The organism is Mycobacterium saskatchewanense (assembly GCF_010729105.1).
Taxonomy (GTDB): domain Bacteria; phylum Actinomycetota; class Actinomycetes; order Mycobacteriales; family Mycobacteriaceae; genus Mycobacterium; species Mycobacterium saskatchewanense.
Genome location: NZ_AP022573.1, coordinates 1,383,475 through 1,403,207, shown reverse-complemented (window position 1 = coordinate 1,403,207; position 19,733 = coordinate 1,383,475). Strand labels below are relative to the sequence as shown.

At 70.1% G+C, this 19,733-nt stretch carries 16 protein-coding genes; 6 read left to right on the top strand and 10 right to left on the bottom strand.

Annotation, left to right across the window (positions count from 1 at the left end; translation table 11 throughout):
- Window positions 1–27 precede the first annotated feature (27 nt).
- On the top strand, window positions 28–480 hold the full coding sequence (locus G6N56_RS06515; protein WP_142280860.1) for a DUF4190 domain-containing protein: 453 nt from the start codon (window positions 28–30) through the stop codon (window positions 478–480).
- Window positions 481–487: 7 nt separating this feature from the next.
- Here the strand turns inward: G6N56_RS06515 and budA are convergent, their stop codons facing one another.
- The 7 genes from budA to G6N56_RS06480 all read right to left on the bottom strand — a co-directional run bounded on the left by budA (window position 488) and on the right by G6N56_RS06480 (window position 9,216).
- Entirely contained in the window at window positions 488–1,207 is a 720-nt protein-coding gene (gene budA, locus G6N56_RS06510) for an acetolactate decarboxylase (RefSeq protein ID WP_232069224.1), read from the bottom strand.
- 83 nt (window positions 1,208–1,290) lie between these two features.
- Window positions 1,291–2,973 carry an acetolactate synthase AlsS gene (gene alsS / locus G6N56_RS06505; RefSeq protein WP_085258554.1) on the bottom strand — a complete coding sequence of 561 codons (1,683 nt, stop codon included), beginning with the start codon at window positions 2,971–2,973 and terminating at the stop codon, window positions 1,291–1,293.
- Window positions 2,974–2,998: 25 nt separating this feature from the next.
- Window positions 2,999–4,522: an FAD-dependent monooxygenase gene (locus G6N56_RS06500; protein ID WP_085258635.1), complete on the bottom strand. Its 1,524-nt coding sequence runs from the start codon at window positions 4,520–4,522 to the stop codon at window positions 2,999–3,001.
- Window positions 4,515–5,162 carry a TetR/AcrR family transcriptional regulator gene (locus G6N56_RS06495; protein WP_085258555.1) on the bottom strand — a complete coding sequence of 216 codons (648 nt, stop codon included), beginning with the start codon at window positions 5,160–5,162 and terminating at the stop codon, window positions 4,515–4,517. Before G6N56_RS06495 ends, G6N56_RS06500 begins: the two co-directional genes overlap by 8 nt.
- A 56-nt stretch (window positions 5,163–5,218) precedes the next feature.
- The gene (locus G6N56_RS06490; RefSeq protein ID WP_085258556.1) at window positions 5,219–6,379 is read right to left on the bottom strand and encodes an AAA family ATPase; all 1,161 of its coding nucleotides are present in this window, start codon (window positions 6,377–6,379) and stop codon (window positions 5,219–5,221) included.
- 13 nt (window positions 6,380–6,392) lie between these two features.
- Window positions 6,393–7,985 (bottom strand): Na+/H+ antiporter, encoded by a 1,593-nt coding sequence (locus G6N56_RS06485; protein ID WP_085258636.1) that lies wholly within the window; start codon window positions 7,983–7,985, stop codon window positions 6,393–6,395.
- A gap of 142 nt (window positions 7,986–8,127) precedes the next feature.
- On the bottom strand, window positions 8,128–9,216 hold the full coding sequence (locus G6N56_RS06480; RefSeq protein ID WP_085258557.1) for a DUF5685 family protein: 1,089 nt from the start codon (window positions 9,214–9,216) through the stop codon (window positions 8,128–8,130).
- Window positions 9,217–9,324: 108 nt separating this feature from the next.
- Between G6N56_RS06480 and G6N56_RS06475 the strand changes: the two genes are divergently transcribed.
- Complete coding sequence (locus tag G6N56_RS06475; protein ID WP_085258558.1) at window positions 9,325–9,759, top strand: protease inhibitor I42 family protein; 435 nt, start codon at window positions 9,325–9,327, stop codon at window positions 9,757–9,759.
- A gap of 19 nt (window positions 9,760–9,778) precedes the next feature.
- Here G6N56_RS06475 and G6N56_RS06470 read toward each other — a convergent pair whose 3' ends face one another.
- Window positions 9,779–11,047: an alpha/beta hydrolase gene (locus G6N56_RS06470; RefSeq protein WP_085258559.1), complete on the bottom strand. Its 1,269-nt coding sequence runs from the start codon at window positions 11,045–11,047 to the stop codon at window positions 9,779–9,781.
- Window positions 11,048–11,390: 343 nt separating this feature from the next.
- Between G6N56_RS06470 and G6N56_RS06465 the strand changes: the two genes are divergently transcribed.
- From G6N56_RS06465 to atzF, 4 genes are read left to right on the top strand one after another with little or no spacing between them, the layout of a single operon-like run.
- Window positions 11,391–12,266 carry an urea amidolyase associated protein UAAP1 gene (locus G6N56_RS06465; protein WP_180150496.1) on the top strand — a complete coding sequence of 292 codons (876 nt, stop codon included), beginning with the start codon at window positions 11,391–11,393 and terminating at the stop codon, window positions 12,264–12,266.
- On the top strand, window positions 12,263–12,922 hold the full coding sequence (locus G6N56_RS06460; protein ID WP_085258560.1) for an urea amidolyase associated protein UAAP2: 660 nt from the start codon (window positions 12,263–12,265) through the stop codon (window positions 12,920–12,922). The genes G6N56_RS06465 and G6N56_RS06460 overlap by 4 nt, the downstream gene beginning before the upstream one ends.
- Window positions 12,919–16,593: an urea carboxylase gene (gene uca, locus G6N56_RS06455; protein WP_085258561.1), complete on the top strand. Its 3,675-nt coding sequence runs from the start codon at window positions 12,919–12,921 to the stop codon at window positions 16,591–16,593. The genes G6N56_RS06460 and uca overlap by 4 nt, the downstream gene beginning before the upstream one ends.
- Window positions 16,590–18,353, top strand: a complete 1,764-nt coding sequence (gene atzF / locus G6N56_RS06450; RefSeq protein ID WP_085258562.1) for an allophanate hydrolase — start codon at window positions 16,590–16,592, stop codon at window positions 18,351–18,353. Before uca ends, atzF begins: the two co-directional genes overlap by 4 nt.
- Before the next feature lie 26 nt (window positions 18,354–18,379).
- On the opposite strand, the gene G6N56_RS29415 is transcribed toward atzF, so the two are convergent.
- A complete protein-coding gene (locus G6N56_RS29415) occupies window positions 18,380–19,087 on the bottom strand; it encodes a TetR/AcrR family transcriptional regulator (RefSeq protein ID WP_085258563.1) in 708 nt (235 codons plus the stop codon).
- Between the two features lie 34 nt (window positions 19,088–19,121).
- A complete protein-coding gene (locus tag G6N56_RS06440; protein ID WP_158090772.1) occupies window positions 19,122–19,697 on the bottom strand; it encodes a TetR/AcrR family transcriptional regulator in 576 nt (191 codons plus the stop codon).
- Between the last annotated feature and the right edge of the window lie 36 nt (window positions 19,698–19,733).

Genomic DNA, 19,733 nt, shown 5'->3' with positions numbered 1-19,733 from the left:
CTCGGAACGCCCGATAATCTGTCGTTCATGACAGGGTTGCGCGATTCGCCGCCGAGTTCGCCCAGGCTGGGCATCATCTCGTTGGGGTTGGCGGTCGTTGCCGTCGTGGTGTTCTGGTCAGTCTGGGGCGTGGCCGTCGCGCATGCGGCCAACGTCGCGGACGTTGCCATCGTCGTGGCCGCGGCCGCCAGCGTCGTCCTCGGCGGGGGTGCCGTGGCGACCGGCGCAGTCGCGCGTCGACGGCTGAGGCGCGGCCCCGCCGGCAATGGCGGGATCGCACTCGCCGGCGTGGTTCTCGGGTTTCTGGCAGTGGTGCTGCCGGGCCTCCTGCTGATCTACCTCGCGTTCCTGGCGTATTCGGGATACCAGGGTTTCGAGTCCTGCGTGCGCGGGGCGGGCGCGTCGTACCCGAGCTACATGTGTCTCAAGGAGTGCCCGCCATTCCTGGACTCGTTGTGCCGCAGTCAGGTCCGCTGGTGACGCGGACCTAATTCGAATCTTGGTCGTGGGCACCGCCTTCGGCCTTGTTGATCCGTTCCGTCAGGTCGGGGCCCGACAATTGGGCGCCCAAAAACGCGCCCGAGGTCGGCAGGCTCAGGTGCAATTGGGAGGCTCCGCTGACGGCGACGGTGCCACGGTCGAGCACGAAGTCCAGGATGTGGCCGCCGCCGGTGCGCTCATCGTCGAGGAAGTGCAGATGATAACCGGCCACCGAAATGCCCTGCTCGAAGTCGGGAGTCCGGAATCCGACCACCGTGCCGGACACATCGCTGAACGCGGTTTCGGCCTGCCCCTCGGTCGCCTGCGTCAGGGGAGGATAAGGCTGCTTCTGCGCCATCACCGTGCGGGTGCGTAGCTCGGCGAAGTGCCCGGTGATGCGTACACCGTAAATCAAGTTGGGGCTCTCGATTCGCCGGTCGATCGCCGCGATCACCTCGGCGCGGTCGGTGCGGGAGTTGATGGCGATCTCGAAGTCGCTGTGGAACCTGGTGACCGCCGCGAACGGAGTGCGGTCGCTCGGCGCCGCGCGTCCGGCGCTGCCGTCGGCGCGCAATCGGTAGCAGACCCCGTCGAGGATCACCATTTCGCCGTCGAGATGGTTGAAGGTGCCCAGCCCGAAGTCGCCGTGGCGCAGGATGTCGGCGACGGTGACGTCGCCGTCGTAGACGCCCTCGAGCAGGGCGCCGATCGTCGAGAACTGGAACACCTCGTCTCCATCGTGGTGGCGGAGAAGCGTTGTGGCCCAATGTCGGAACCGCTCGTATGAGTTCGAATGCGAGTCCATGGTCCTCACTCGAAGGGGTCGTCGTGCAGGTGGGCGGCGAGATCGGTGTTGCGGCTGTAGTCGACGGGAACGTCGATCAGCGACGGCCCGTTTTCGGCCAAGGCCCGGCGCAGGGTCGAGCTGAACTCGTCGAGGGTGTTCACCCGGTACCCGCGCGCGCCGAAAGCGGCTGCGTAGGAGACGATGTCGTAGTCGGCGAGTTGCACGCCGGACTTGCGCCCGTACTTGAGGACCTCCTGGAAGCCGACCATGTCGTAGCTGTTGTCACGGAAGATCACGTGGGTGAATGTCAGCCCGAGCCGAGTCGCGGTCTCGAGTTCCTGAGCGGAGAAAAGGAATCCGCCGTCTCCGGAGACGGACACCACCGGGGTGCCGGGGCGCACCAGGCAGGCTGCCATCGCCCAGGGCAGCGCGACGCCCAGGGTCTGTTGGCCATTGGAGAAGAGCAGCCGCCTGGGTTCGTAGACCCGGAAGTGGCGGGCCATGAAGATGTAGACCGAGCCGATGTCACAGGCGATGGTGGCGGTGTCGTCGAGTTCGTCGCGCAGGCGCAACACGACGGCCACCGGGTCGAGGCCCGGACCGTCGAGCGTGTGATCGCGCGCGGTGTTGATCATGTCTGACAATGCATTTCGCTGGATGGCGATCTCGTTGCGGTAGTCGTCGCTGAGGGTGAGCCCGACAAGGGTGTCGGTCAGCGCCGTGAGCGAGGCCGCGACGTTGCCGAGCAATTCCAGCGCCGGCTGGTAGTGGTTGTCGACGTCGGCCGGGAGCGAGTCGATGTGCACGACGGTGCGTTCGGCATCGTTGTTCCACAATTCCGGGTCGTACTCGACGGCGTCGTAGCCGATCGTGACCAGGACGTCGGCCTGACCGACGATGACGTCGCCGGGCTGATTGCGAAAGAGGCCGACCCGGCCCAGGAAGTTGTCCTCCAGCGCGCGGGAGATGACGCCGGCGGCCTGGAAGGTTTCGACCACGGGCAGCCCGGTGGCGGCGACGAGGGAGCGCAGCGCCTGGCAGCTGTCGGGGTCGGCGCCGCGCATGCCGACGAGCAGCGCCGGGCGGCGCGCGGCGCGGACGAGCTCCCCGACCTTGGCGATTGCGGCTGTGGGGGCTGACGCCAGCGGCGGGATCGGCAGCCGGGCCGTGATGCCCGCTGTGGTGGGCGCGGCGAGGACGTCGGCCGGCAGCACCACCGCGGCGGCCCCGCGCGGCTCGCCGGCCGCGGCGCGGAAGGCGGCGACGGTCGCCTCGGCGGCGTTGTCGGGATCGTTGATCTCGCCGGTGAACTTGGTGACCGTCCTGAGCAACGCCGCGGCGTCCATCGACTGATGGGTGCGCTTGAGCCGGTCCACGCGGCGGACGGCCCCGCACAACGCGACCACGGGGTCCTGTTCGGTGTTCGCCGTTAGCAGTCCGGTGGCCAGGTTGGCGGTGCCGGGCCCCGACGTCACCAGCACCACGCCCGGGATGCCGGTCAGGCGACCGACGGCCCCGGCCATGAAGGCGGCGTTCTGCTCCTGGCGGCACACCACCAGCTGCGGACCGGAGTCGGCCAGGGCGTCGTAGACGGCGTCGATCTTGGCGCCGGGCACCCCGAAGATGTACTCGACGCCCTGCGCGGTGAGCACGTCGACAATCTTCTGCGCGCTGCGCACGGGTTCACCGGGGTTGGTGGGGGCCATGCGGACAGTCTTGTCGATGACGGTGCTACGCGCCCGTCTCGGCTCCCCACCAGCGCCGCAGCGCCGTGCGCAGGCCGGCCTCTTGGTCGGGGCCGACGGCGTCGGCCGCCCAGGCGACGTATCCGTCGGGTCGGATCAGCAGCGCCGCGGCGGGCGGGTCGACGGCGCTCGCGCGGACGACGTCGACCCGGTCCGCCCAGCCGCGCGCCGCTGTCCCGACGCCGCCGCCGAGGTCGAGCAGTACCGGGCGGGCGTCGTGCAGCAGTTCGGCGAGCCGGCGGCCGTCGGCCAGGGTCAGCTCGGGAGCGGGCCATCCGGACAGCCGGTGATCGTCACCGACGTCGTACCGCACGTCGGAACCGGCCAGCAGCGCCGCCATGTGCTTGGCGACGTCGTGGATGTCGAACAGCTCGCCCAGCAGGGCCCGCAGCGCGGCGACCTCGGCGCCCGGCAGCATCAGCGCCGTCTGGGCCTGCGAGTGCATCATCACGCGCTCGCCCACCGGGTGGCGCTCGGACTCGTAGGTGTCGAGAAGGCCGGCCGGTGAATCGCCCTTGAGGTGGGCGGCGAGCTTCCAGCCCAGGTTCATCGCGTCCTGCAGGCCCAGGTTGAGGCCGGGCCCGCCCATGGCGCTGTGGACGTGGGCCGCGTCGCCGAGCAACAGGACCCGACCATCGCGATAATGCGCCGCGTGGCGGGTGTTCTGCCCGTTGACCCGCCGGAGCGCATGTGGCCCCGGCCCTTTCGGTTCTCCGAATGGGACGTCGACGCCGAGCACGCGGCGTGCGCTGGCGAACACTTCGGCCAGGCTCATCGGGGTCTCCTCGACCGGCGGGCCGAACTCCATGGTGCCGAACAGCGACTGCCCCGGTTCGAACTCCGCGTAGATCACCCCGCCGGTGTCCAACCTCGTGTGGCCGAAAGGAAGTGGCCCGAACCCCGGGATGTCGATGCCACCGTCGGCGCGGCGCAGTTCGGCGGGGACGTGGACGTGGGCGAGCCGTCCGACGACGTCCAGGGTGGTACCGGGAAAGTCGATGCCCACCGCCTTGCGGACGGGGCTGCGTCCGCCGTCGGCGCCCACCAGGTGGCCGGCCGTGATGCGGTAGTCGCTGCCCGGGGATGACACCGTCAGCCCGACGGATTCCGGGTCATGTCGCAAGGCGGTGAGCTCGTTGCCCCATCGCAGGTCCACGCCGAGATCGCGGGCTCGCTTCTCCAGCAGCCGCACCAATCTCGGCTGCGGGATGGCCATCGCGTACATCGGATTGTCGGGCACCGACTGAAAGTTGAGCGTCATGGCCGCGAAGATCCATCCGCCGGCGGGTTGCGGATGGGTCGGGTCGCCCGTAAACGCCCGGTACAGGCCCCGCATGTCCAGCATCCGAACCACCTGCCCCACAAGGCCATTGGCCTTGGGCTCCGGGCTGGGGCCGGGAAGCTTGTCGAGCACGACGGGCCTGACGCCGGCCAGCGCGAGCTCGCACGCCAGCATCAATCCGTTGGGTCCGGCGCCGGAGATGACGATGTCGGCATGTTCCTCAGTCATGTTGCGCCGCCTCACTTCTGGTGGGTTCGGGTAACCCCGCGCTGACCGCGGCGAAGCCCGAGCGAATTAATTCGGTGATCGGCACGGGCGGATCCGCCCGCACATAAGTTTCCGCCGCCGCGTCACCGACCGCGCGCACTACGGCCGCCACCAGCCGCGGGTACAGGTCGCGCTCGGGGTCGGTGCCGGTGCGTTCAGCGATCGCCCGGAGCCATCCGTCGGAAAGGTCCTGCGGCAATGCGTTCCGCACCCGAGGATTCATCAGCAACTTGCGGATTTCCACGAGTTCCTCGCGGCTCGGCACCAGGTTCTCCTCGCCGCGGACGTCACCGAAATCGGCTTCCAGGGCCTCGAGCACCACGTGAGCGATCGACGTCCACAGCGGTTCTTCGGAGGGTCGCTCTCGAAGGGCGGCGATCGCGCGCCGCGTGCGCTCGGCCTGCCGGTAGGCGAGGGCTTCATACTTGCCGGTGAAGTAGTTGTTGAACGTGCGCAACGACACCCCGGCCAGGTTCGCGATGTCGTCGCGCGTCACGCGCTCCATCCCGCGCTCGAATGCCAGCTGCAGCGCGGCGTCGCTCAGCGCGCGCCGGGTGTCCGCCTTCTTGCGCTCCCGCAGTCCGTGCGGTCGTTCGGGCATGCCGCCACGGTAAGCGAAAGTTGCACGATGGGCAAGATTGCCCATCGTGCAATTGTCTAGCGTTTGCCCCAGTCCCACGGAGGCGTGCTCAGCAGCTCCTGCCCCGCGACGCGGGTCTCGCCCCACTCCTTGAAGAGCTCGATCTCGGCGGCGTCGCTCGTCGCGGTCCCGGTCAACAGGGCGCGGGAATGGGTGACCACCACGACCTGAGTCTGCTCGGCGGCGGTGCGGATCAGCGAGGCCAGCGGACGCACGAGGCTCGGGTGCAGGGAGGTCTCGGGTTCGTTGAGGACCATCAGCGAGGGGGGTTGCGGGCTCAGCAGCGCGGCGGCCCAGAGCAGGAAACGCATTGTGCCGTCGGACAATTCCGCCGACCGGAGCGGACGCAGCATGCCGCGCTGCCGCAGCTGGAGGTCGAACAGGCCGTCGCTGACGGCGACCGAGACTGTCGCGCCGTCGAACGCGTCGGCGACGATGCGGTGCAGGTCATCGAGACCCGCTTCGACGATCGTCTGGATGGCGGCGGCGACGTCGCTGCCGTCGTCGGCGAGCACCGGGGTCCGCGTACCGATCTGCGGCCGCCGCGCGGGCGCGCCCGCGTCGACGCGGAAGCCGTCGTAAAACCGCCACCCGCGCAGTCGTTCGCGCACGGCCGCCAGCTCGGGGAGGGCCTGCGGATGCGCGTACTCGGTGAGGACGCTGCGATAGGACGGCAAGTTGCGGCACAACTCGTCGAAGCCGCGGCCGGATTCGGCGCTCACTTCGGCGTAATCGCGAGTTCGGCGCACCAGTGTGGTGGCGTTGCGCAACACCGGCCCGGCGAACAGCGCCTCCCGCTTGATCTCCGGGTCGCGGGCGAATTCCGATCCGGGCCCGGCCATCTGCGGCATGCCGAGATCCACCAGATACCCGAAATCGTCCGCGGCGAAGCCCAATTCGAGGGACACCGGCCGGGTCCGGGCGGTTCCCTCGGTCGTGCCGGTCCGCCGGGCGCCGCTCGTCTGCTCGGGCCCCGCCCACAGCACCGACTGCAGGCCGCCCTCGCGCGCCAGTGAGCCGATCACTTCGCCGCGGCCGCAATCGGCCAGCAGCCGCAGCGCCCGGTACAGCGACGACTTGCCGGCGCCGTTGGCGCCCGTGATGAGCGACAGCCGACCCAGCGGCAGGACCACCTCTCGAAGGGAGCGGTAGCCGCGGATAGCGACCGTCTGCAACACGCCTTAGCCGCTGTCAGTCACTGTCGGCCGCGTTGAGGAGCTGGACTTCCTCCAGGTCCATCTCTTCCTGCAGCTCGCGCAGCACGATGTCGTCGATGAGGTTCTGGTTACGCAGGGCGGTGATCTCCCGGCGCTTGTGTTCGAGCACGCCGAGCCGCACCTGGCGCACCTTCTCCTTGCCCTTGAGCAGGCGGTTGTCCGGCGAATCGTTCTCGGTGGCGATGGCCACCGCGGCTTTCTCCTCGTATTCCTTCTGCAGCCGTCGGCGCAGCTCGTCGCTGATGCCCACTTCGTCGGCGACCATCGGCAGCGCGTCGAGCGCGGCCTGAACGCCCCTCGTCCGCGCGAGCTGCAGCTCCTCGGTGTGGGCCACGTCGTCGGGGATGCGGGCCCAGCGGACCACGGCCGGCAGCGAGCTGCCCTGCACCAGCACGGTCACCAGGATCACGAATACGACGATGAAGATGAGCAGGCTGCGGTCCGGGAAGGGCGCGCCGCTGAGGGTGGTCATCGGCACGGCCAGCGCCGCGGCCAGCGAAACCGCCCCGCGGAAGCCCGCCCAGACGGTGACGAACCGCATCCGCCAGTCGACGCGACGGGCGCGCTGAACCTCGCGTCGGTCGATGACGCGCAGCAGGACGGTCGTGATCTCGCCCCAGAAGATGCGGGAGAGGATCACGACGCCGGTGACGGCGAGCGCGATGAATGCGGCGTGGGGCAGGCCGCCATCGATGTTGGACACCCCGCGCAGCGCGCCCGGGATCTGAACCCCGACGAACACCCACAGCGAGCCGTTCAGCAAGAACGTCGTGATGTCCCAGAACCCGTAGGCCTGCAGGCGGGAGCGGGCACGGATCACGATCGGCCCGGCGTAGGCGAGCACCAGGGCCGCCACCATGACCGCGACGACGCCGCTGCAGTCGACCGCCTGCGCCAGCAGGAACGCCGCGAACGGTGTCAGCAGGCTCAGCGCGCCCTCCTCCTGCGGCGCGTCGATGCGCTTGCGCACCAGGGTGGCGAGTCCGCCGACGAGCAGCCCGGCGGCGATCCCACCGAGATAGGAGACGATGAACCGGACGGTCAGGTCGAACGGGGTGATCGCGGCCCCGCCGATTGCGACGTGGACGCTCACGGCGAATAGCACCAGCGCGGTGCCGTCGTTGATGAGACTCTCGGCCTTGAGCACGGTCAGCGACCGGCGGGGCAGCTTCTTGGCGAGGCCGGCCACGGCCGCGGCGTCGGTGGGGGAGAGCACGGCGCCCAGGACGGCCGCCGCGTGCGACTCCATGCCCAGCGCCCGCGCCGTCCACGACACCGCAAACGCGGTGACGATGACGAGGGCCACGCTCAGGAAGACGATGATGCGCAGGTTCTTGCGGATCTCGCGGATGCTGATGCCCAAGCCCTCCCAATAAAGGATGGCCGGCAGGAACAGCAGCAGGACGATCTCACCGTTGACCTGGACGTGGGCGAACGCAGGAATCAGGCCCAGCAACGTGCCGAGCAGGATGAGCAGCACCGGGGGGCCGACGCGGTAGCGCCGGCCGATGACCGTCCCCACGATGACGGTGGACACGAGCGAGACGATGAGGACGAGGCCAAACACCGAACCCATCCTGCCGGACCGGCTCGACTTGCGCGCCGTGGGGTTTCGATCACGTCGGTGAGCGCAGCGGCCACACGGGCCCCATTGGTACCAACCTGGAGTGCGACACGTGACCGGTTAGAGCGATGGGGATGCGCTATCGCTACGTGCAGTCGCAGCAGTCCCCGCACTCGCAACAGGCGTCGTCGCAGCAGCAGCAGTCGCAGCTGTCGCAGCAGCAGATGCAGGTGCTCCCCCCGTCTCCGCCCCGCCTGCGGCCGCGCGGGCCGGGGTCGGGCGTCTCGGGTGCCGCACCCGGCTCGTTGGCGAAGTTGATGGGCTCCTGCTGGCCGCGGCGGGACTTGCGCGGATTGGGGTCCTCGACTCCGCCCGGGTAGCCGACCCGCGTGAACGTGCGCGACACGGCCCGACGGATTTCGCCCGTCAGCAACCGGTGGACGAGGCGCCGGTCGGTGAACTCCACGTCGGACAGGGCCAACTCGATGCCCAGCGCCGCGTCGTCACACAGCGCGCGGACGGCCTCGAAGGGCGTCGCCGTCGCGGCCATGGGGTTCCACCTGCGGCGCGCCGCGTCCTCGCGGTAGTCCTCGACCGCGTCGAGCAGGTGCGCCACCCGGCCGAACAGCCGGCCGACCTCGCCCAGCGGCTCCTGGTTGCCCGGGCGGCCGGCCAGCACGGCGGTGTGCGCGAAGGCGGCGGCGACGGCGGTCTCGGTGGGCTCGGTCACCGCCAGCAGGGGGCTGCCGGGGCCGGCCGCCGCCTCCAGGTCGGCCTGCCGGCCCATCGCGGCGACCAGCACGCCGGTGTTGAACCCCAGGGTGGGGCCGGCGTCGGCGCCCTGGCGCACCCAGCGCTCGGCGAGGCGGCGCGCCGCGGGCCGCACCGCGGCCACGCCGGCGATGCCGTCGCGGTCTTCGGCGTGGTCGCGCACCTTCGCTGCGGCCAGCGCCAGCGACACCACCGCGGCCAGCCGCACGCACTCGCCGGTCGCGACGTCGGCCCGGCGCATCGCGCGCAGCGGGCACGGCCCGGCCCTGCGGCGGGTGGGTTGCGAGGTTGACTGCGCCTCGACCAGCAAGGAGACGACGAGCCCGTCGTAGTTGGTGGCCACCCGCGCCACCTGGCCGTAGTCGTCGCGCAGGGCCAGGCACAATCCGCACAATTGGGCTGTCCAGGCCGCCGCGAGCTCAGCGCCGAGCCGGCGCCGGCAGGGCCGGATGATGCCGAACATGCACAGAAGCTACCCGACCGTCAGCAAACGCGACGCCCAAACGGTGGCCTCTTGTCCGCCCGCCGGCCTGGAATATTAAGTTCTGAGCCGAACCGAAGGGGGATTCGCGTGAAGATCAGGCTGCTGGTGGCAGTCGCCCTACTCGCCTCGTCGACGGTGGCGGGCTGTCACTTCGCGTCCCGGAATCCGCCGTCGGCCAAGATCCTGCAGGTCCCGATGGACGATGTTCTCAAGCAGAGCGCCATCACCCAGAGTATCGATCTGGCCGTCGGCAACACGCTGACCGTCAAGCTGGGCTCCAATTACACGACGCCGTACCGCTGGAAACCCGACATGAAGATCGGTGAGCCGTCGGTCCTTAAGCAGGAGAGCCACGCGTTCGTGCAGCCGACCACCGACGCGCTGGGCGCCCCCGGCACCGAGGTGTGGACGTTCACCGCGCAGAAGCCCGGCACGACGACGATCACCACCTCCTACGCCAGCATCGTCGGCAAGGATCCCAAGCCGACGTGCACCTACACGGCGACCGTGACGGTCCGATAGCAGACGCGTGGCGGCGGGCCTACGCCGTGGCCGTCTTGCCCGCGTAGACCTCGGCCAGGAACTGCTCGACGGCGACCGCCGTGTGCGCCGCGCGCGCCGAGCCGAAGATGTCGAAAGCGTGCTGCGTGTAGGGCAATTCGGCGTAAGCGACGGGCTGCTTGCTGACTTCCCGCAGCTCGTGGACGAAGGCGCGGGCCTGCTCCACGGGGACCAGCGAGTCGTTCTGGCCGTGCAGCACGAAGAACGGCGGAGCGTCCTCGGACACATGGTCGATCGGCGACGCGTCGCGGTAGACCTGCAGGTTGGTCGAGGGCCGTTGCTTCATCACCGATTTCACCAGCAGGCCTGGCATCATCGGGTGCATGGCGTCGTTGAAGCGCGTGAAGTCGTAGACGCCGTAGAACGGCACCGCGGCCTGCACCCGGGTGTCGGCGCCCTCGAATCCCGGCTGGAACTGCGCCACGTTGGGGGTCAGCGCCGCCAGCGACGACAGGTGGCCGCCGGCCGAACCGCCGGTAATCGCGATGAATTCGGTGTCGCCCCCGTAGTCGGCGATGTGTTCCTTGACCCACGCGAGGGAGCGCTTGACGTCGACGATGTGGTCGGGCCAGGTGTTGCGCGGGCTGTGCCGGTAGTTGATTGCAACACAGATCCATCCCAGCTCGGCGAGGTGGCTCATCAGCGGATGTGCTTGCCCGCGTTTGTTTCCCGTGGTCCAAGCCCCGCCCGGGATCTGGAAGAGGACCGGCGCCTGACCGTTGGGGTCGAGGTCGGGGCGCCGCCAGATGTCCAGGTGGTTGGCCCTGCCGAATTCGCCGTAGCTGATGTTCGAGTCGTGGGCGTAGTCGCCGTAGACCCGCAGCATTCGCAGCAGCCCCGGCGTCTTGGCGGTGCCGGCGCCCTCCGGCCGGCGCCAGAGGTCCCCCGACTCGGTGCGGCGGTCGGGTCCGAGCGCGTCGTCGAGGGCCTGGTTGAGCGGAATGTTGGCCCGGTGGCCGGAGCGGCTGAAGTTCATGAGTCCCAGCGCCGACACACCGGCGACCAGCCAGGCCAGCGCCCGCACCGGCCGAGTCAGCCGGCGTGCCGTCAGCGCGAGCCCACCGAGCTGGCTCACCAAGGTCTGCAGGGGCAGTTCGGTGACCACCATGCCGAAGATCCACGAGAAGAGCGACAGGTACCCGCGGCGGGCCAGGGGTCGGTAGGCGTTCAGCGTCGACATGGCGGTGACCGCCGTGACGCCGAGCGACCCGATCTGCCGGGCGAGGTGAAGGGTTCGAGCTCTCTGCATGCGGTCACCTTACGAGGCGGGGCAAACGCGGTTGGCTCGGCCACGTCGATCCGGCCGGTAGCCGAGCGGGTGGCCGCCTTTTCGCGTGCTCGGTGGCGCTCCTGTCGTCCACCTCACAGCGAGGGATGTCCGCCGCGCCGCCAGGGAGTAGCGGTGGGGCGGGCACTTCGGGGCAGCCAACCCATTCTGGCCGGATGTTACGTTCGCGTAAGCAAATTCGCACGCGGGCCCTCTGCTGTTGATCTCGAGGCCACCGGGCGCGCTAGTCTGGTGCAGACAAAACTGTCACTTGATAGATATTGGCCGGGGGCGGCGCCGCCCGCGAGAGATCGAGGGATTGCCCGTGACCGCTGACACGACCGAGGCCCACGGCGCGTCGTCGACCGCCACGACGGCGGGCGCCCGCGCTCACGCGCGGGCGCAGCACGGGCGGACCGCGGACTTCATGCGTCACGTCCCGGCCGGCGAAAGCCCGACCCGTCCGCTGGACGTCCCGGCCGAGCGGTTGGTGTGGTCGGAGACGGTGGCGCCCGGCGGCTACACCACCGCCGTCCTGTCGCGTGGCACCCGTGTCCGCCTGGCCGACCCGGACGGCAACGCGTGCGCGCACCTGTTGCTGCACCGGGCCGACGCCCCGCACGAGCGGCTCAACATCGCCGACACGGTTAAGGTGCCGTGGCAGGCTTACCTCGGCGCCGGACACCCGCTGCTGAGCGGCTTCGGCCGGGTCCTGGCGACGATCGTCGCCGACACGTCGGGTGCCCACGACGCCCTCACGGGCACGACGACGCTCGCGGGCAACGAGGAGAAATACGGATCCGGCGCGCCCGAGTCGGCGTCCCCGGCGGGTCGCCAGCTGTTTTTGCTCGGGGCGCTCAAACACGGTTTGTCCCAACGTGATCTGCCGCCGTCGCTGTCGTTCTTCCAGGGTGTTCGGGTCGGATCGAACGGCACGTTCGATTGGCGGGGATCGTCGGGTCCGGGCACCCACGTCGATTTGCTTCTGCACGTCGACGCGATCGTTCTGGTCGCCAACACCGCTCACCCCCTGGACCCGAGGCCCCGATTCACGTGTTCGCCCTTGCGGCTTCACGCGTGGACCGCGCCGGCCGACCTTGATCGGCTGGTGGCCGGCGACCTGGTCGGCCCTCTGGGCCCCGAGCACCGACAGGCCGTGGCCAACACCGACGCCGACCTAGCCGCCCGAGGAGTGCTGTGACCACGAGCTGCTCGACCGCTGCGCTCGTGAACGGAGCGGTGATCCTCGACCAGACCGTCGCCCCGCGCGCGGCGTGGTCGGCGGTGGTCGCCGCCGGCGACGCGCTGACCATCGTCGACCTCGCCGGCAACCAGGCCGTGGACTGCCTACTCTATTCCGCCGTCGACACGTCGGTCCGCTACTCGGCGCCGGAAACCATTGCGCGGCAAGGGCGCATCACCCTGACCACCGGATCGGTGCTGCGCGCGGACACCGGTGCCGCACTGATGACGGTGGTCGCCGACGAGGTGGGTGCCCACGACACCCTCGGCGGCGCTTGCTCCAAGGAGTCCAACACCCTGCGCTACGGTCAGCACACCCGGGCCCAGCACGGCTGCATGGAGAACTTCCTGATCGAGGGCGCGCGCTACGGCCTCGGCGCGCGGGACCTTGCCAGCAACATCAACTGGTTCATGAACGTGCCCGTGGACCCCGACGGCGCGCTCGGCATCGTCGACGGCCTGTCCGCGCCGGGCAAGCGGGTCGCGCTGCGTGCGGACATCGACACGCTGGTCCTGGTGTCGAACTGCCCGCAGATCAACAACCCGTGCAACGCATTCGACCCCACACCAGTCCGCATGATCGTGACCCGGCCGGGTCAGGCGGACGGCGAGTGAGCGCGACGCGGACGGTCCTGATCGCCAATCGGGGGGAGATCGCCGTCCGGCTGGTGCGGTCGGCGCGGCTGCTGGGCCTGCGCACGGTCGCGGTGTTCTCCGACGCCGACCGGGGCGCGCCGCACGTCCGAATGGCCGATGCCGCGGTGCGGCTCGGCCCCGCCGCGCCCGGTGAAAGCTACCTGCGCGTCGACGCGATCCTTGCCGCCGCCGACCAGACCGGCGCCGACATGGTCCACCCCGGGTACGGGTTTCTGTCCGAGGACGCCGATTTCGCTGCTGCCGTCGAAGACGCCGGCATGTCCTTCGTCGGCCCGACCCCGCATCAACTGCGGGTGTTCGGCACCAAACACACGGCCCGCGCGGCGGCCGTGGCGTCGGGCGTGCCGGTGTTTCCCGGGTCCGATCTGCTCGACGGCGCGGCCGCGGCGACCCGGGCGGCCGACGACATCGGGTATCCCGTCATCCTCAAGGCCACCGGCGGTGGCGGCGGGATCGGCATGCAGGTGTGCCGCGACCGCACCGATGTGCGCACGGCATTCGACCGCGTGTCCCGGCTCGCGGAGCGCAGCTTCGGATCGGCGGGCGTATTCGTGGAGCGCTTCGTCGACGACGCGCGCCACGTCGAGGTGCAGATCTTCGGCGACGGCACCGGTCGGGTACTGTCGCTGGGCGACCGAGACTGTTCGCTGCAGCGCCGCAACCAGAAGGTGATCGAAGAGGCGCCGGCGCCCGCCCTGCCCGATGACCTGCGCGAGCTGTTGCATTCCTCGTCGCGCGCGCTGGCCGCGTCGGTGAACTACCGGTCGGCGGGCACCGTCGAATTCGTCTACGACCCGCGGCGCAAGCAGGCGTCGTTCCTCGAGGTGAACGCGCGCCTGCAAGTGGAGCACCCCGTCACCGAGGCGGTGACCGGGATCGACCTGCCGGGTTGGATGTTTCGGCTGGCCCGCGGCGAACGGGAGATGCTGTCCGAACACCTGGCACCCGGCGCCACCACCGGTGCCGTCGCCGTGGTGGGACACGCGGTGGAGGCGCGGGTGTATGCCGAAAACCCGTGGCGCGACTACCGCCCCAGCACCGGAATTCTCACTGCGGTCACCTTCCCCGACCGGCTCGCCGACGGGAGCGACGTCCGCGTCGACACCTGGGTCGAGGCGGGCACCGACGTCACGGCGTCATACGACCCACTGCTGGCCAAAGTCATTGTCGCGGCCTCCGACCGCGACACCGCCCTGGATCGGCTCGGCGCCGCCCTGGACGCCACCGACGTGCGGGGCATCGAGGTCAACATCGGCGCGGCGCGCGCGGCGTTGGATCACCGCGACGTGCGGGCCGCCACGCACAGCACCGCCACCTTCGCCGGCGTCGAGGATCCGCGCCCCAGCGTCACAGTCGAGCGCCCGGGCCTGCTGACCACGGTTCAGGACCTGCCCGGGCGGCTGGGCAGGTGGGACGTCGGGGTGCCGCCGAGCGGGCCGATGGACGACCTGTCGTTTCGCCTCGGCAACCGCGCCCTCGGCAACGCCGACGGGGCACCGGGGCTCGAGTGTACGTCGACGGGCCCGGCGCTGCGCGTGACGCACCCGACGACGGTGTGCGTCACGGGGGCCGAATGCCCGGTGACGGTGGACGGGGCGCCCGTGCGGATGTGGGAGCCTGTCGAGGTTCCGGCGGGCGGCGTGCTCGACGTCGGGGCCGCCGAGAAAGGTTTGCGCACATACGTGCTCATCGCCGGTGGGTTCGATGTGCCGGATTATCTCGGCAGCGCGTCCACCTTCACGCTCGGGCGGTTCGGCGGTCACGGCGGGCGTGCACTGGTGACCGGCGACGTGCTGCGCGCCAACCCCACAGTGCGCCAGGGGGCTACGGCGGCGGTGCCGCCCGTGGAGCGCCCGGCGATGCGGTCCGACTGGGAACTCGCCGTCACCGAGGGCCCGCACGGCGCGCCGGAATTCTTCACCCGCGCCGACATCGACAGCATTTGTCACAGCCGGTACCGCGTGCACTTCAACTCGGCGCGCACCGGCGTGCGCCTCGAAGGCCCCAAGCCGGAATGGGCGCGACCCGACGGCGGGGCAGCCGGATTGCACCCGTCGAACATCCACGACAACGCCTATTCCGTGGGTGCGCTGGATTTCACCGGTGACACCCCGATCCTGCTCGGCCCCGATGGCCCGAGCCTGGGTGGCTTCGTTTGCCCCCTCACCGTCACCTCGGCCGATCGGTGGAAACTGGGGCAACTGCGCCCGGGCGACACCGTCCGGTTCGTCCCCGTCCGCGCCGCTGACGTGCCGTCGCGCCGCGATGTGGGGAAAGCCCGCGGCGCAGCGGGTTTCGTGCCCCGCACCGGCGGCGACGGCGACGACGGAGTGCTCGCCCGCCGAGCCCTGGACGGCGGTCCTTCGGTCACCTACCGCCGCAGCGGCGACGACAACGTCCTGGTCGAGTACGGCGAGATGGTCCTCGATCTCGCGCTGCGCGTCCGCGTTCATGCCCTGCATCGCAGACTGGACGAGCTGCGCCGGGACGGCGGCGTGTCCGGAATCATCGACCTGACACCGGGAATCCGGTCGCTGCAGGTGCATGTGGACCCGGACGAGCTGTCGGTCAACAGCTTGCTCGGGTTGCTGTCGGACGTGGAAGAAACGCTGCCGGCGACGTCGGATATCGTCGTCCCGAGCAGGTCGGTCCGGCTGCCCTTGAGCTGGGACGACCCCGCGACCCGTGAGGCCATCGCGCGGTACATGTCGGGGGTGCGTGACGACGCGCCGTGGTGCCCGTCGAACATCGAGTTCATCAGGCGGGTCAACGGTTTGGCGTCGCGCGACGAAGTCATGGGGATCGTGTTCTCGGCGGAGTACCTGACGCTGGGCCTCGGCGACGTGTACCTCGGCGCGCCCGTGGCGACACCGCTCGATCCCCGGCACCGGTTGGTGACTACCAAGTACAACCCCGCACGCACCTGGACGGCCGAGAACTCGGTCGGCATCGGCGGCGCGTATCTGTGCATCTACGGGATGGAGGGGCCGGGCGGCTATCAGTTCGTAGGACGGACCACGCAGGTGTGGAGCAGCTATCGGCACACCGCGCCGTTCGAGCCCGAAAACCCTTGCCTGCTCAGATTCTTCGACCGCATCAGCTGGTACCCGGTTTCGGCGGAGGAGTTGCTGGACCTGCGCGCCGACCTGGCCGCGGGCCGGGGCACCGTCGAGATCACCCCGGGTTCCTTCTCGCTCGCCGACCACGAGCGGTTCCTGTCCGACCATGCGGAATCGATCGCGGAGTTCCGCGCGCGCCAGAGCGTCGCGTTCGCCGCCGAACGCGACGCGTGGGCTGCGGCGGGGGAGTTCGACCGCGCGCAACGGGCCGAATCCCGTTCTGCGGCCGCCAGCGTCGACCTGGTGCTTGACCGCGACGAGCAGCGGGTGGACGCGCCGTTCTCCTCGAACGTGTGGAGGGTGGACGTCGCGGTCGGCGACGATGTGGTCGCGGGTCAGGCGCTGCTTGCGCTCGAGGCGATGAAGATGGAGACGGTATTGACCGCCCCCGTCGACGGTGTCGTCACAAGGGTATTGGTGGAGGCGGGCCACCAGGTCGACCCGGGCACCCCGTTGGTGGTCGTGGCCCCGCCCCTATCGGAAAGGGACGTCATGGAGGTGTCGGCATGAGCGCCGTCGACCGGGTGCGCGCGGCGTACGCGGCCATCGAGGCCGTCGACCGCCCGGAGATCTGGGTCTTCCTGCGGCCCATGGCAGACGCGCTGGCCGAGGCGGCGGCCGTCGACGACTCCGTCGCGAACGGCGAGGACCGGCCGCTTGCCGGACTCGTCGCCGCCGTCAAGAACAACGTCGACGTTGCCGGGCTGGCGACCACCGCAGGATGTCCCGCTTTCGCGACCGCACCGGCGGCCGCCGACGCCCCCGTGGTGGCGCGGTTACGCGACGCGGGCGCTGTCGTCCTGGGCGCGACCAACCTCGACCAGTTCGCGACCGGTCTGGTCGGCACGCGCAGCCCGCACGGAGCGGTGCGGGATGCCCGTCGCCCCGAGTACATCTCGGGCGGCTCGAGCTCCGGTTCGGCGGTCGCTGTCGCCCTCGGGCTAGCCGATGTCGCGGTTGGCACCGATACCGCGGGATCCGGCCGGGTGCCCGCGGCGCTGCAGGGTGTCGTGGGCATCAAACCCACGCCCGGCCTGGTGCCGATCGACGGTGTCGTTCCCGCGTGCCGCTCCTACGACTGCGTGACGGTGCTGGCGCGCGACATCGACACGGCCGACGTCGCGATGGGGGTAATGGCCGGTGGCGCCCGCCCATTTCCGCCCGACGCGCCGCTGGCCGTGCCGTCGAGGGCCACCGTGGCGGTCCCGCGGGAGCTGCCGGGATTGTCCGGATCGTGGCGGTCGGCGTTCCGCGATGCCTGCGACCGCCTCGCGAAACGCGGTGTAGCGCTGCGGGAAATCGACCTAGCCCCCTTCCTTGATGCGGCTCGGTTGCTCTACGACGGCGGCCTGGTGGCCGAAAGGCACGAAGCCGTAGGGGCTTTCGTCGACGCCCACCCGGCCGAGGTGGATCCGACGGTCGGGGCGATCGTGTCGGCCGCGGGGACGGTGCGCGCCACCGACCTGCTCGCCGACCGCGTCCGGCTCGCCGAGCTCACCGCGTCCGCGCTCGCCGAATTGGGCGGCTGTGACGCGTTGCTGGTTCCCACCACGACACACCACCCGACGATCGCGCAGGTCGCCGCCGACCCCGTGGCCGTCAACTCCGCGCTCGGCGTCTACACCAACTTCTGCAATTTGATGGATCTCTGCGCGGTCGCGGTGCCGGCGGGCACGGCCGACGGTTCCCAATTCGGCGTCACTGTGGTGGCCAGGTCGGGGGCCGACGCGGTCGCACTGGACCTGGCGCGCCTAGCCGTCGTCCCGACGCCGCCGGTGGCCCGGCCCGGCGCGGTCTCACTGCCGCAGAAGGAACCTCAACAGGCCCCCGCCCCATGGCCGGTACGAGCCGGCTTTGCCGCGACCCAACTTTTCGTCGTCGGTGCGCATCTGCGCGACCAGCCCCTGGCGCATCAACTCACCGGTCGCGGGGCCCGCTGGGTGGGGCCCGCCGCCACCGCGCCGCTCTACCGCCTCGCTCGCCTCGACACTGCGCCGGCCAAGCCGGGGCTGGTCCGGGTCGGCGCCCGGGCCGGCGTGCCGATCCGAGGCGAACTGTGGCTCGTCGGCACGGCCATGTTGGGCGAATTCCTCGCGGCCCTGCCCGCGCCGATGGCGCTGGGGCCCATCACCCTGGCAAACGGGGATGAGGTGGTCGGCTTCGGCTGCGCCCTCGACGCTTGGCAGGAAGGCGAGGACATCTCCCAGTACGGGGACTGGCCGACCTATCTGCGGGCAGTGCAGTCCGCCGCGGAGGCGACATCGGCCTGAGCTCATCGCCTTTCGGGCGATGCCGGTCATTCCTCCGGAGGTGCCGTCAACTCGCCGAGTATGCGATGCGCCTGCGCCTTCAGTCTCGTCCCGCTGGTGGCGGTCAGTGCGCGCAAGCAGGAGTCGGCGATGCCCGTGGCGATGCACTGCGCCCCCACCTTGCCCAACCACCCCGGGGTATCGAGCCTGATCTGAATCGCCGTCTCGACGAAGTGGAACGGCAGCTCCGTCGCGACGGTCGTCTCGATTTTCGGTCGCCGCTGCCAGGCGCTGGACTCGGAGCAGGTCTGGCGCGCGAGTTGACGATAGCCCTTTCGGAGGTACTCGCGACGCGACTCGAAGCGGGGGAACTTGGTACCCCGGCTCTCCGGCAACTGATACAGGGCACCCAGATTCCAGCGACTGGCCAGCAACTGGTGGGAGTCGTACCAGACCATGACGTAGAGGCGGCTGGCCGCCGAGCCCGGGTGGTCGAGGAGCTGTCGCGCCAGTGTCGCCGACGCGTCAACCGTACGCACCAGCAGGTTGTCGAGGATGTCGTCCTTGGTCTCGAAGTGGTGATAGATGCTGCTCTGCCTGATGCCGACGGCGTCGGCGATGGCCCGCGTCGATGTCGCGGTGTACCCGCATTCGGTGAACAGCTCGGCGGCGGCGTCGAGAATCTCCTCCCGGGGCGTGTCGCCAGGCCTGCGCTGATCGATGATCCTGGGGCGTCCGCGGCGGGGTTGGGTCATTCCACAGAGGATGCCATCCTCCGCCGCGGGATTCTCATCGGGTTTGGCGATCGCCTGGGGGCGCGCAGAGTTGCGGTATCGCGAATTCGAGCATCTGAATCGCCCGGGGCACGGGATTTTCCCCGGCCGCGAGTTCATAGATCACGGTTCCGTCCGCGACCGCCAGGACGGCACGGCACACCCGGGGGCTGGCGTGCCGGCCGTTGCGTGCCAGCACATGGCCGACCAGGTCGGCCAGCACGTCGTTGTACGCACTGATCAACGAGGTCAGTTCGGCGTGCTTGCCCGCCTGCAGGTACCGCTCGTAAACACCGGAGATTGTTGCGCGGGTGAAGGACTCGTCCTCGGCGGCATGCACCGTGGCGACCTCGATGATGAGGCGGGCCGTCTCCTCGAGATCGAGACTCGTGGGAAGGCGCTTGATGAAGTCGTTGGCCTGCTCGATCCACCCGTTGAGCATGAACTTGAGCCCGGCGGCGCGCAGATCGTCGCGAGAGGGATAGTAGGCCCGCACGGTCTGTTCCGGCAGGCCACCCTCCGCGGCGACGGACCGGCTCGTGACCGCGTCGAATCCCCGCCGGCGCAACACGGCGGCCGTCGAACGGAGCACCGCTCGCCTGCGGTGGTGCGACCGTGTCGACGGGGC